Consider the following 12,712-nt stretch of genomic DNA (forward strand, 5'->3'; position numbering starts at 1 on the left):
ACGCAGGATCGCGTACGGGTTCAGGGCTCCACCAGGCCCCACCGGTAGGCGTACACCACCAACTGGACCCGGTCCCGGGCACCGACCTTGACGATGCTGCGGCTGACGTGCGTGCGGGCGGTCGCCGCGCTGATCCCCAGCCGCGTGCCGATCTCGTCGTTGGTCAGCCCCTGCGCGACCAGCCGCACGACCTCGCGCTCGCGCTCGGTGAGCCGCCCCAGCGCCCGCACCGCCTCCGCGGACCGCCCGGCCGGCCGGCGCACGAACGCCGCCACGAGCTTGCGCGTCGCCGCCGCGTCGAGCAGCGCGTCGCCGCGCGCCACCACCCGCACCGCGTCGATCAGCGCCTCGGGCTCGGCGTCCTTGAGCAGGAAGCCGCTCGCGCCCGCGCGCAGCGCCGAGAAGACGTACTCGTCCACGTCGAAGGTGGTGAGCACCAGCACCCGCACCCCGGCGACCGCCGCGGTGACCCGCCGGGTCGCCTCGATGCCGTCCACGCCCGGCATCCGCACATCCATGATCATGACGTCGGGCCGATGCAGCCGGGCCACGCCGAGCGCCTCGGCGCCGTTGGCCGCCTCGGCGACCACCTCCAGGTCGGGCTCGGCCGAGAGCATCACCCGCAGCCCGGCCCGGGCCAGCGGCTGGTCGTCCACCAGCACCACCCGGATCATCGCGGGATCCAGGCCCGCACGGCGAATCCCCCGCCGGGTCGCGGCCCGGCCGAGAGCGTCCCGCCCAGCGCGGCCACCCGCTCCCCCATACCCTGCAGCCCTCGCCCGTGGCCCGGCCCGTCGGCAGCACCGGCGCCGTCGTCCTCGACGGCCAGCCCGACGCCGCCCGGCTCGTAGGCCACCGCCACCAGCGCGGCGCCGGCCTCCGCGTGCCGCACGACGTTGGTCAGCGACTCCTGGACGAGCCGGTAGGCGCACGCGTCCGCCTCGCTCGGCAGCGGCCGCGCCTCGCCCGTCACCGTGAGGGACACCCGCAGCGCGTCGCCGTTGAGCCGGGCGACCAGCCCGTCCACGTCGGCGATCCCCCGCGGCGGCGCCTCGCCGCGCAGCTCGGCGAGGGTCTGGCGCAGCTCGCGCAGCGCGTCGACGCTCGTGGCCCGGATGGCCTGCACGGCCGCGTGCGCGTCCTGCGGGCTGTGGTCCCACACCCGTAGCGCCGCACCCGACTGCAGGGTGATGAGCGACAGGCTGTGCGCGACGACGTCGTGCACCTCGCGGCTGAGCCGGAGCCGCTCGTCGGCGATCGCCCGCTCGGCCACGTCGTCGGCGTGCGTGCGGTACAGCCGGACGGTCGCCGCCAGCCACGCCGGCACGCCGAGCCAGGCCAGCACCGCCCCGAGCAGCACGAGCGCCTCGACCAGCAGCGTGCTGACCGGCGCGGGCCGCACCAGCGGCGGCACGAGCAGGACCGTCGCCAGCCCGATGGCCCACAGGGTGCGCCGCGTGCCGCCGCGCCGGGCCAGCGAGTACGACAGCAGACACACAACGAAGATCACCGGGCCGTATGGATAGCCCGCGGCGAAGTAACCGGCCACGATGGCGGCCCCGGCGAGCAGCGCGCCGACCGGCCACCGCCGCCGCACCAGCACGACCGCGACGGCGGCGCCGACGAACAGCCACGCCAACCCGTCCAGCGGATGCCTCGGCGGCACCTGCCGCGCCGCGGCCCCGGCCGTGCCGGCCGCCAGCACCACGACGAGCCCCGCGGCCAACAGTCCTTCCCGGACCCGGACGGGCGTCACCCGCACACTGTAGGCCCTTAATCGAAGGCGATGGCGAGCGTGCGCCACTAGCGTGGGAGTCATGGCTCGTGTGCTCACTCCGCGTGCGGAGGACTTTCCCCGGTGGTACCAGGAGCTGCTCGCCAAGGCCGAGGTGGCCGACAACGGGCCGGTGCGCGGGACGATGGTCATCCGACCGGCCGGGTACGCGATCTGGGAGCGTATGCAGGCCGAGATGGACGCGCGCATCAAGGCGGCCGGCGCGCAGAACGCCTACTTCCCGCTGTTCATCCCGGAGAGCTACCTGCGGCGCGAGGCGGAGCACGTCGAAGGGTTCGCGCCGGAGCTGGCCGTGGTCACGCACGGCGGGGGCAAGCCGCTCGCCGAGCCGCTGGTCGTGCGGCCGACCAGCGAGACGGTGATCGGCGAGTACCTGGCGAAGTGGATCAGCAGCTACCGCGACCTGCCGCTGCTGCTCAACCAGTGGGCCAACGTCGTGCGGTGGGAGCTTCGGCCGCGGCTGCTGCTGCGCACGACCGAGTTCCTGTGGCAGGAGGGCCACACCGCGCACGCCACCGAGGAGGACGCCGGGCGGTACGCGCGCCGGATCCTGCACGACCTGTACGAGGACTTCATGCGCAGCGTGCTGGCCATGCCGGTCGTGGCCGGGCGCAAGACCGACCGGGAGCGGTTCGCCGGAGCGACGAGCACGTACACCCTCGAAGGCATGATGGGCGATGGCAAGGCGCTGCAGATGGGCACCAGCCACGAGCTCGGGCAGAACTTCGCGAAGGCGTTCGACATCGTCTTCACCGGCCAGGACGGCCGGCAGGAGCACGCATGGACGACCTCCTGGGGCAGCACGACCCGCATGCTCGGCGGTCTGATCATGTGTCACGGCGACGACGCCGGACTGCGCGTCCCGCCCCGGGCCGCGGCGACGCAGGCGCTGGTCGCGGTCGTCAAGGTTGCCGAGGGTGTACCCCAGGCAGCCGCCCGGCTCCGCGACGAGCTCACGGCCGCGGGCGTCCGGGCGGCGCTCGACGACCGGGTGGACACGCCGTTCGGGCGGCGGGCGGTCGACGCGGAGCTCAAGGGCTTCCCCGTGCGGGTCGAGGTCGGCCCGCGCGACCTCGCCGCGGGCAACGTGGTGCTGGTACGGCGCTTCGACGGCGCGAAGACACCCGTGCCGCTCAACACCGTCGCCGAGACGGTGGTGCAGACGCTCGCCCGGGACCAGCAAGCGCTCTACGACGAGGCGCTCGCCCGCCGGGAGGCCAACACGGTCGAGGTGCGCACGGCCGACGACGCGGTCGCCGCCGCGATCGAGGGCCGGTGGGCGCGCGTGCCGTGGTCCGCGCTGGGCCCCGAGGGCGAGGCGAAGGCCAACGCCGAAGGCGTGACCGTCCGCTGCCTGGTCCGGCCGGACGGCACCGTGCCCGGCTCCGAGGACGAGCCGGGCATCGTCGCCATCGTCGCCCGGGCCTACTGACCTTCGCAAGTCACACACGCTACGGTCGGTGGACGCCGCCCACGCCGAATTCCGACCCCGACTCGGCCGAGGATGAGCTCTACGCCGAACCGCTGCCGGTCCGCCCCTACGTCGGCCGGCTCGAGAAATGGAGCGCGCTGCTCTCGTCCTCCCCAGGCACCGCCGACGCGCCGGTCTGGCCGGAGGAAGACCTCCCCCTGCCGGTCTCCGCTTCACCCGCGCCGGCCGGCCCGTTCCCGGCCCCGGCACATCGCACCCGCCCGCCGGGGCCGGTCGCTGGTGGCCGCCGGCTGCGGCGTGCTGGTCTGCGCGCTCGGCGCGACGGTCCTCGCCCTCGGCGGCGGCGAGCCGCCGAACTCGACGCTTTCGTCGGACCTGGCCGAGATCGACCGGCCACGGTCAAACCCGAGGAACGACCCCTACCCACCCTGCGCGACCTGGTCGACCGCTTCAAGATCACGGACGAGGACCTGGGCCGCATCTACCGGACGTCGTGGGCTCACCAGCGGACCTTCGAGCAGCAGTTGCGCGCCGAGATCCGCAAGCGGCAGCGTCCGCAGGACGCCCAGACGGGCACGCCCCGCAGCCGACAGCGGCACAGACCGCCTTCGCCACGGACTACCAAGAAAACCCGGATCGGGGCGGCCGCCGCGCCCAGCTGTTCAGGAACTCGACCAACTGACGCCGGACGACGTAGCCCTGTTGAACACGTTGGCGACGGCGCTCGCCGCCGGGCGCACCGATGTCGACGCCGCCATGGTCCGGGCGACTGCGGCCGCGCTGGCCGGGGGCACCGCCGCCCGATCCAGCCTGCGGCAACAGGTCCGGTCCGTCGAGCGCGAGCTGACCGGGGAGATCAAGCTGCAGTGGATCAAGTGGTGGTACCAGACCGGACGCCGGTTCCCGCAGAACTCACCACTGCTCCACTCGCTCGCGGCGTCGATGGCGGACCGCCCGCCGGGCTCCGGCGGATGAGCGCGTCGGCCCGTAGCGCGATACTGGAACGCATGGACGATCCGGTGTAACCGCCGACGCCCGATGCTGTCCGGCGGGCACTCGCGGCCGCCCGGCACGAATGCGCCACCGCCGAACAGGAGGTGGCCGCCACCGCGGCCGACCTGCGCCACCGCCACCGGGCCGAAGAACTCGACGAACTCCGCCGCCGTTCGACCACCGCCGATCGCGGCCTGGCCGACCTCGAGGCGGACCGGGCAGGGGTCGACCGGATGCTCGACGCCACCGAGGCAACGCTCCGCCTCGACCGCGCCGAGCTGACCCGGTCGCTGCCCTCGCGCGACAGCGATGCCGCCCGCATCGTCGAGTTGACCGAGCAACTGCCGCACGCCCAGGCCCGCGTGCTGGCCGCCACGCGCGATCCCACCCGGACGCCGGCCCAGCTCGACGAGCTGCGAGCCGCTGCGGCCGACCTGTCGGCCCGCCTCGCCGAGACACAACGCCAGGCGGCGGAGCGCCTGCGCCGGATCGCCGACCTGGAAACCCGGACCAGCGACCGGGCAATCCGCGCCGACGAGATGCGGGCCGACCAGGCGGACCTGGACGAGTTGATCCGGCACGCACGGCTGACCTCGGCGCACGAAGCGACACTGGTGGCGGATCTCACCGACGAGCTCGAGATCCTCAACGACCAGGCACACGCGGCCCGGGCGGCACACGACGAAGCCGCGCACCGACTCGGCACAGCCCAACGCGAGCTCGCCGGCCGCCTGGCCGACCTGGCCGAAGCGGAGCGGCCGGGAGGCTGCCCGCCAAGCCGAAGCCGCACGCGCCGCGGCGGAGGTGAACTCACGTCCCGATTTGCTGGTTCCTCAACAGCCGACGAGTCATGCCTCGACGGCGGCCGTTGCCAGAAGCAGTCAGCCGGAGCGCAGGAGCGGCCCGGTCCCGGCGTTCCCACAAGCCGGATCCCGCCAATGCCAATGCCCATACCCGTGCGACCGGCGGTGCCGGGCGACGCGTGGGGAGTCCCCCTGCATCCGGCTGCCCCGGCCGCCCAGCCTCCGGTCACCCAACATCCCGTTCACGGTCGCGGCGAAAGAGGTACTGACGTTGTCGCTGCGCGAGGCCCTGCAACTCCGGCACGACCACATCGGCACCGAGCACCTGCTCCTCGGTCTCATCCGGCAGGGTCGCGGCGCATCGACACGGATCCTGAACCTGGCCGGCGTCGATCTCGGCTCCGCGAGGGTCCAGGTCGAACGGATGCCTTCCCGGCATCGCGAAGCGCCTCCGGCGACCGCCGCGACGGTTGCCGCCGACGGCCGGCATCCCGGCCTGGGCCGGATGTTCATGGTCTACCGCCGCGACGACCTGGCGCCGAGTGTGTCGGATGATCTGGACGCCGCCTTCTGCGGTACAGTATTGGTCCTGTCCTCAGACTCCGCCGACCTCGACTCGGCTCAGCCGGACAGCCCGCCGACCGCTGCGATCTCGGAATGCGACGTCGTCCTCGCGCTCATCGGCCCGCATTGGCTGAGCGCGGTCACGAGTGACGGCCAGCGGCGCATCGCGCAAGCGTCCGATCCGGTACGCACCGCGCTGGAAGCCGCGCTGCGGCTGGGCAAGGCGACGGTGCCGGCACTGCTCGGCAACGTGTCGATGCCACGGGCCGAACAGCTTCCTACGAGCCTCAGCACGCTCCTGGACGGAAAACCGATCCGCATCGCGCCGGGCAGCCTGCACGAACACATCGCCGGACTCATGCGGCTGTACTCGCCGCCGCGCTGAGCCGATCGGCATGAACGGCGGCGCCAGCCCACCCGTGTACTCCTGCCGGGCGGGATCGGCGGCGCGCGGCCGGACGGCCCGCGCTGAAGGACGCGGGCCCGGCGTCGTCACGGTTAGCATGTCGCAATGTTGTGGACCGCGGCTCGCGCGCACGCTGCGCAAGCTGGGGCTGTGGGGTCACCTGCCGCCTACTGAGGCCGCGGCGAGTTCCCGCTCGGCGGTCAGGCACTCGAGGGCCTGCAGTTCTTCTCCGATGGGAAGAACCTCGCCGAGGCCGGCGTCGAGGAGCGGCTCACCTTCGGGGTCTCGCTGCGCGTGAAGAACTACAACGGGGCGAGTTACAGGGACGACCGGAACACCAGCTTCCTTCAGGGGCTGATGGACTTGGACCGGACACATTGCCCCGAGAACGAGATAACCACGACATCCTCGGGCGTACTGCGGGTCCAGAGCTCGACGAGGCCCGCCACGACAGCGTCACGGGTGGCGTCCCGGTCCACCAGCAGCGTGCTGCTGGTGTCGCCGAGGTTGTCGCAGAAGACTGCGTGCAGCGCCTTCGCGTCTCGCGGTCGACACCAGCTGGCGCAGTGATCTGAACTCGTAGCGGTTGATACCTATGAACAGACCATGCAACTGCCGCGCCAAAGCCGCCGCCGGACACAGCGGCGGGCTTGTCAAGGGCACGTCGACCCTTGAATAAGCCCGCCGCCTTAGAAGCCTCATCGCCGATGAGCGGCAGCCTGGGGCGTGTGGGCAAACCGCAGCGCCGTACCCACGTCACGCTCACCGTCCACACGCGACAGTCATCGAACCGCACCCGGCCCGTCGCGCAAGCGCCCATCGGCGCCCCGCCACCCGGACGCCTCCTCCGTCAGGAGGGCTGTACTTAGCCGCTGGTCGGCGTCACCGTGCTGATGGGCCGGATGGTCAGTTGAACCTGAAGGTGGCGTAGTGGTCGGTGCCGTCGGTCAGCCGAAGGTCGAAGGTGCGGCAGGTGCCGGCCCAAGCCTTGTCGGTCTTCCACACGTAGTTGTAGGTGTCGGTGTCCGGGCTGTAGGACAGGCTGGAGCCACCGGCGGTCACGGTCTGCTCGACGACGTCGACGGGCGCACCGGTGTCGCAGGTGACCTGCTGGGAGGCGGGGTAGCCGGCCGGGAAGATGGCAAGGCCCTGGTCGCCGCCGAGGCTGAATTTGATGGGTACGCCGCGGCCGGCGTTCATCAGATTGATGGTGGGCTGGTTGCGCACCGGTTGGAGGAAGCCGCCGAACGGGAAGCTAGCCGCGGTGATGGTGGTGGTGCCGGTAACCGTCGCGCAGAAGTATGTGTAGCCATTGCAGGTCTCGCCGGCCGCGGTGACGGTGCCGGCCGCGTTAGCCAAGAGGGTGAAGGTTGCCGACACCGTGGTGCCGTGCGGGGCCCAACCCAGGTCGCAAATCGCCAAGTCGCTGCTGGGGATGCGGCAGCTACCCATGCTGGCAGTGGCGGCGGTGATGGTGGCCGGCGAGCCCGTGTTCTGCAGGTTCAGCAACAGCGACACAGGCACATTGCAGTCATCAAAGAGGTCACAGTTGGTCGGGGCGGTACCCGTGACCTCATAGGTGAAGCTGGTGCCGACCGCCAGCGGGCCGGCCGGGCCGGTCATCGCGACGGTCTCGCCGTCCGGGCCGGCGGCGTAGGCCGGGGTGGATACGGCGGCCAAGCCGCCGAGCGCCACAGCCAGCGCGGCGACGGCGGTAGCCAACCGGCGGCGTCGACCAGCGGTGCGGATGGATGACATGCGGGTGCCCTTTCTGACAGCGCATGGCCCGCCTGGCCCGTGGTTCGGGTCGGAATCGGCGGGCATGGGCATAGATCAGGCCGCCACACCTGTACGTGGCGGCCTGCGTGGAGGTACGGGTTCCAGCCGGGCGGCGCGTGTGGCAGCCCATCACGGCTTAGTCACCGTGAGAGAACTGATGTGTACCGTGTGTTGCTACGAGCCTGTCACGGCCTCGGCCATGATCAAAAGGATCGAACGTCCCACTCCGGCGACGACCCACGGTTACACGTCACTCACCCACCGATTGGCCGCGTGGTCAGAATTGGTTAGTCCGAACGGATTCCCCACAATGGCCGATACGAATGCCATTCATATCAACAGTTACGGCCAGACGCCACAGCCGACCTGTGGGCGGCGCACCAACCGCTGGGCCGAAATCACGCTATGCCACGTCGACACCCGCAACACCAGCCAACAAATGGGGTAGCAGGAATTCTTTGCGTAATTCATGCCCTCCAATGTGAGCGCAGTTCAGCCAGAACGTTCGCGGCGCAATGAGGCTCGCCCGTCCCGCGAAAGCAATCACCCCATAACAGTCAAATGATCTGACCTGGCGTTATTTGGTGGGCAATACTGGGTTTGAACCGGTGAACTCTTCCGTGTCAACGCCATGACCGTCGCGTCTGACATGCCGAAACCCGTTGCGGCATAAGGGTTCCAGGTCCGCAAGCGTTCGCCACCGTACGTGGCTGCTCGCATCCGCGCCCCCTCATTGACCCCATGGGGAAGGCTGGAGCAGGGGGATTCGACTCACATCTAGTGTTTCGTGATCCTGGTCTTGTTACTTTCCATTGTTGTTGACGAGTTGCTTGACGCTGGTCTGGACCCAGCGGACCTTGGCGAGGATCTCCTCGGCGGTGGCGGTCCAGGTGAAGGGTTGGGCGTCGTTGTTCCAGTGCTGCACGTAGTCGCGGATGCGGACGATGAGGGCGTTGACGGAGGTGAACGTGCCGCGGCGGATGGACTGGCGGGTGATGAGCCCGAACCAGATTTCGATCATGTTCAACCAGCTGCTGCCGGTCGGGGTGAAGTGGAACGTGACGTTCGGGTTCGCGGCCAGCCAGGCCTGGATGTCGGGGGTGTTGTGGGTGGACAGGTTGTCCAGGACCACGTGGATCTCTTTGCCGGCGTGGGGTTTCACGGCTTTGCGCAGGAACGCCAGGAACCGGGCGCCGTCGCGGACCGGCTGGCAGTCGGCGACGACCTGGCCGGTGGCAACGTCCAGGGCGGCAAAGAGGTTGGTGATGCCGTGGCGTTTGTAGTCGTGGGTGCGTTGCTCGGTGACCCCGAAGTCCATGGGCAGCAACGGCTGCGTGCGGTCCAATGCTTGGATCTGCGTCTTTTCGTCGATCGAGAGCACGACCGCGCCGCCGGGCGGGTCGAGGTACAAGCCGACGATGTCGGCGACCTTCTCGGCGAAGCGCGGGTCTTTGGACAGCTTGAAGGTGCCCTGCCGGTGTGGCTTGAGATCGTTGTCCCGCCACAGTTTCGCCACGTAGTGCCAGGACACAGACACACCCTCGGTCCGTTTGAGGTATGCGGCCAGCTGCCGGCTCGACCAGTGCGACAACCCGGTTTCCACCGGCGGCGTGGCCCGAGTCAACGCCAGGATTCGGGCCCGGACCGCAGCCGGCACCTGCTCACGAGGCGCTGCGTGCGATCCATCCTCCAGCCCGGCCAGTCCGTTGCCCGCATACCTGTCGACCCAACGGTCCACAGTGGGCAGTGACACCCCGGCCAACGCCGCAACATCCTTCCGGCGCTTGCCCTCCGCCATCCACAACACGATCCGCGCCCTGGTCGCCACCACCGCCGGCACGTCCCGACTGTTGATCACCGCCCGCAACTCCGCGGTCTGGGCCTCGGTCAGCATCACATCAGGATCTACGATTGACCGACATAACACAACCAGCATCACGCGACACTAGCTGCGAAAACACCACTCGCAGGCGGGCCGTTGACACGCCCCAGGGTGGGCAGCCGTTCGGAGCTCTCGTGGTTCAGCAGTGCCGCGCATGCCACCTGAGGCACGATCAATAGTACGGTTGACGAGCTATATCGGCGGATGTAGGTTAGTGCCGTGCCAGCGCTCCAGGAGCCAACGTTTCTCATCCTCACCGCCCTCGCCAAGCGATCGCTGCACGGCTATGGCGTGCTGCAGGAGGTCGCGGCGCTCTCCGATGGTCAGGTGGTCCTCGGCGCCGGCACGCTCTACGGCGCCCTCGACCGGCTCGCCGAGCAGGGCCTCATCGAGGTGGATCGGGAAGAGGCGGTCGACGGACGGCTCCGGCGGTATTACCGGCTGACCGACGACGGCGCCGGGCGGCTGGCCGCCGAGGTGGACCGGCTGCGTCGCAACGCCTCCGCCGCCGCGGCCCGCCTGCGCTACCGCGCGACCACCCCCCGCACGGCATGACCGCCAAGCGCAACGCCGGCGTGAGCGGGGACCTCGAGCGGCGATATCGACGGTGGCTGCTCGCCTACCCGGCCGCATACCGCCGCCGGCAGGGCGAGGAGCTGCTGACCACCCTGCTCGACGCGGCACCGCCGGACCGGCGCACGCCGACTTGGCGCGAAGTGTCCGACCTCCTCAAAGGTGGCCTGCGGCAACGGTTCCGGCTGCCAATCGGGTGGGCGCCCCTGGTCGTCGCCGTGTTCGTCGCGCTCATCGGCGGCGGTATCGGCAGTGGCATCGGCGGCTGGCTCGCGTGGCGGACCGCGGCCCCGCTGCCGTCCGACGCCGCCGCGCGCGACATCGCGTCTGTCGTCCTCGACCAGCGATACACTGCCCAGCTCACGCGGGACGTGTCGCCGCTGGCCCGCCGGCCGAACACAATCATGGATACACCCACGTTCGCCGAGCAGTGGTCGCAGGATGCGGCGAAGGAGCGGCTGGCGCGGCTGGGCTGGCGAAACCTCACCGACGACGGCTACCGCTTCACAGCCGAGCGCGACGGGATCCGCGTCAACGCTTCCGGCACACCAATCGACATCCACGTGCCCGGCTCGACGACTGTCAGCCGGACGAGCATCCTCGTCTGGCTAGAAGTGATCGAGCCGCCGGCGGTGCCGTTCGCCACCGTCGCGGGCTGGGTCGCCGGGGCGGTCGGTGGCTGGCAGCTGGTCGGCTGGGTGTGGTACCGCGCGCGACTCGCGCCGGCCGGGCGCAGGCTGGCAGTCGCGTTCGGCGACGGCAGCGGCCCCGTCGCGGTCCGCTGGAGCCCGCCGGTGCACCTGATCCTCGTCGGCCTGCTGTCGACCGTGAGCCTGGGCGCGCTGAGCGGACCGACCTTTCACACATACTTCCTGCTGTACCGGCAACTCTTCCTCAGCGAGACGTTCAACCCGTCCTGGGGCGCCTACGCGTGGGATCCGGTGCCAACCGTCATCGGACTGGTGGCGGCGCTGGCGGCGACGGCCGTCGCCGGGCGGAAACGCGTTGCGGCGTAAGCAGGCTGGAACAGAGGTGCGCCGATCCCGCTCTGTGCCAGCCGCTTCTTGGTCGTCGGACGCGTCCCGGACGGCGTCCTCGGGCTTGGGCCCAGCGGTCCGACCGGCATGGAATGGGTAATCGTGGCGGCAGCCGGCGCGGCGAGCACGTACGCCGGCAGCACGACCGGCGCGGCGCCCCGCGGCTCGGTCGAGGCGATCCGGAACGCCTCGGCGGCCGCCTCCTGCACGTCGGCTGGGTCGCTGACCCCGCGGGATCATCTCGTGACGGCGCTGAGCAGCGCGGTAGCGTCCATCGACTGGTGGGCGCGCCTGAGCGCACCGCACAGCGCGACAACCTGGTCCTGTTCGGTAGTGGCGGTGAGCAGCGCGGTGCCCGGGCCGGAGGCCACCAGCACCACGCCGGGCGTCCCGGTCAGCCGCCCGACCGCCGCCGCCATGAACGCCGCGTTCTGCTCGTGTCGGCAGACCACGAGCCGCAGCCCGTCGATCTTCGCGCCGGGCACCCCGAAGACGTACGGGACACCTTGCGCCTCGACGACCTCGACCACCCGCCGGGACTACCAGTCAACCGCAGCTCCACACCACGGCTGGCCAGTCAGCAGGTGCCGTTGGTGGACCTGACCGGGAAGAACGAGAGGATCGTGCTACCCGGAATGAGCTCGCGGACGTAGGGTTCGCCTGCGCCGATCTGCGCGTCGGCCGGAGCCGTTCCGTACAGCGTGTTCAGGTCAGAAACGATGCTCGCCGACAGAAAGCTCACATTGACGCCGAACTTTCCGAAGTCCTGACCACCCTGCCGTGCCCGGACCGCGGCCACCAGGTCGGCGGGCTTGGTGCCCGCCGCGAATGCCGGGTTCTTGTTGACAAGCGCGACGTAGAGGTCCGCGATGATCAGCGGACCGTACTTCGCTGCCTCGCTGCCGAGGTCGCTCGCTGCCAGTTCTGCGGTGACGTACTGTCCCGCCAGGCCGCTGATCACCGCCGCCGGCGCCTGGCCGCCGTAGGCACCCCCATCGGTCTTGAAGCCCTTCGCGGTCATGCCCGTCCGCAGACCGGGCGGCAAGGCATCCCACGCGGCCTGGACCGCAGACGCATTGTCGGCTCCGGCCGCCGTATCCGTGCAGATCGCCACACGTGATGCCGATGAGCCTGCCGATGCCGACGTGGTGGCCGGCGCTGTCGACGACGGCGCGGCACCGGATCCGCAAGCCGACATGAGCGCCACGGCCGCCAACAGAACGGCCGCCGTTCCACGCTTACCGACGCTGCTCACGGCAGGCTCCACTTCCTCGAACGACCCCACCGAGAAGGCTACGGTAGGCGCACCCGTCGACTATCGGCTGAACCGTCCTTCGTCTGTGGCCGCATCCGCCGCGTATACCGGCCGTGTGGTCGGACTTCAACACGCGACCGGGCCCGGTCAGATCGCACGGGCGCCCAGCATTCTCGAGGATCGTCGGCGTAGA

General features: G+C 70.5%; 11 protein-coding genes. 5 read left to right on the forward strand and 6 right to left on the reverse strand.

All coding sequences use genetic code 11. The annotated features are described in order from the left end of the window. Window positions 1-20 precede the first annotated feature (20 nt). Together ACQPY0_RS47360 and ACQPY0_RS47365 are read right to left on the reverse strand one after the other, a co-directional pair. Window positions 21-674 (reverse strand): response regulator, encoded by a 654-nt coding sequence (locus ACQPY0_RS47360; protein ID WP_432976547.1) that lies wholly within the window; start codon window positions 672-674, stop codon window positions 21-23. Then, entirely contained in the window at window positions 671-1,756 is a 1,086-nt protein-coding gene (locus tag ACQPY0_RS47365; protein ID WP_432976550.1) for a sensor histidine kinase, read from the reverse strand. Before ACQPY0_RS47365 ends, ACQPY0_RS47360 begins: the two co-directional genes overlap by 4 nt. Before the next feature lie 61 nt (window positions 1,757-1,817). On the opposite strand from ACQPY0_RS47365, the gene proS reads away from it, so the two are divergent. From proS to ACQPY0_RS47380, 3 genes are all read left to right on the forward strand, one after another. Further along, complete coding sequence (proS, locus tag ACQPY0_RS47370; protein ID WP_432976553.1) at window positions 1,818-3,227, forward strand: proline--tRNA ligase; 1,410 nt, start codon at window positions 1,818-1,820, stop codon at window positions 3,225-3,227. Window positions 3,228-3,929: 702 nt separating this feature from the next. After that, window positions 3,930-4,202 (forward strand): hypothetical protein, encoded by a 273-nt coding sequence (locus tag ACQPY0_RS47375; protein WP_432976556.1) that lies wholly within the window; start codon window positions 3,930-3,932, stop codon window positions 4,200-4,202. A gap of 1,092 nt (window positions 4,203-5,294) precedes the next feature. Continuing rightward, window positions 5,295-5,972, forward strand: a complete 678-nt coding sequence (locus ACQPY0_RS47380) for a Clp protease N-terminal domain-containing protein (RefSeq protein WP_432976559.1) — start codon at window positions 5,295-5,297, stop codon at window positions 5,970-5,972. A 927-nt stretch (window positions 5,973-6,899) separates the two neighbouring features. Here ACQPY0_RS47380 and ACQPY0_RS47385 read toward each other — a convergent pair. Both ACQPY0_RS47385 and ACQPY0_RS47390 read right to left on the reverse strand, forming a co-directional pair. Then, a complete protein-coding gene (locus ACQPY0_RS47385; RefSeq protein WP_432976562.1) occupies window positions 6,900-7,751 on the reverse strand; it encodes a PxKF domain-containing protein in 852 nt (283 codons plus the stop codon). Window positions 7,752-8,574: 823 nt separating this feature from the next. Beyond that, window positions 8,575-9,666, reverse strand: a complete 1,092-nt coding sequence (locus tag ACQPY0_RS47390; RefSeq protein ID WP_432995677.1) for an IS630 family transposase — start codon at window positions 9,664-9,666, stop codon at window positions 8,575-8,577. 207 nt (window positions 9,667-9,873) lie between these two features. Here ACQPY0_RS47390 and ACQPY0_RS47395 point away from each other — a divergent pair, with 207 nt between their 5' ends. Beyond that, the gene (locus tag ACQPY0_RS47395) at window positions 9,874-10,209 is read left to right on the forward strand and encodes a PadR family transcriptional regulator (protein WP_432976565.1); all 336 of its coding nucleotides are present in this window, start codon (window positions 9,874-9,876) and stop codon (window positions 10,207-10,209) included. Further along, on the forward strand, window positions 10,206-11,243 hold the full coding sequence (locus ACQPY0_RS47400; protein ID WP_432976568.1) for a hypothetical protein: 1,038 nt from the start codon (window positions 10,206-10,208) through the stop codon (window positions 11,241-11,243). Before ACQPY0_RS47395 ends, ACQPY0_RS47400 begins: the two co-directional genes overlap by 4 nt. A 257-nt stretch (window positions 11,244-11,500) precedes the next feature. Here ACQPY0_RS47400 and ACQPY0_RS47405 read toward each other — a convergent pair whose 3' ends face one another. Then, window positions 11,501-11,794, reverse strand: a complete 294-nt coding sequence (locus ACQPY0_RS47405) for a thiamine pyrophosphate-binding protein (RefSeq protein ID WP_432976571.1) — start codon at window positions 11,792-11,794, stop codon at window positions 11,501-11,503. A gap of 47 nt (window positions 11,795-11,841) precedes the next feature. Continuing rightward, complete coding sequence (locus tag ACQPY0_RS47410; RefSeq protein WP_432976574.1) at window positions 11,842-12,549, reverse strand: hypothetical protein; 708 nt, start codon at window positions 12,547-12,549, stop codon at window positions 11,842-11,844. Window positions 12,550-12,712: the final 163 nt, after the last annotated feature.

The sequence above is a fragment of the Dactylosporangium sp. CA-233914 genome, assembly GCF_050942935.1.
Lineage (GTDB): Bacteria > Actinomycetota > Actinomycetes > Mycobacteriales > Micromonosporaceae > Dactylosporangium.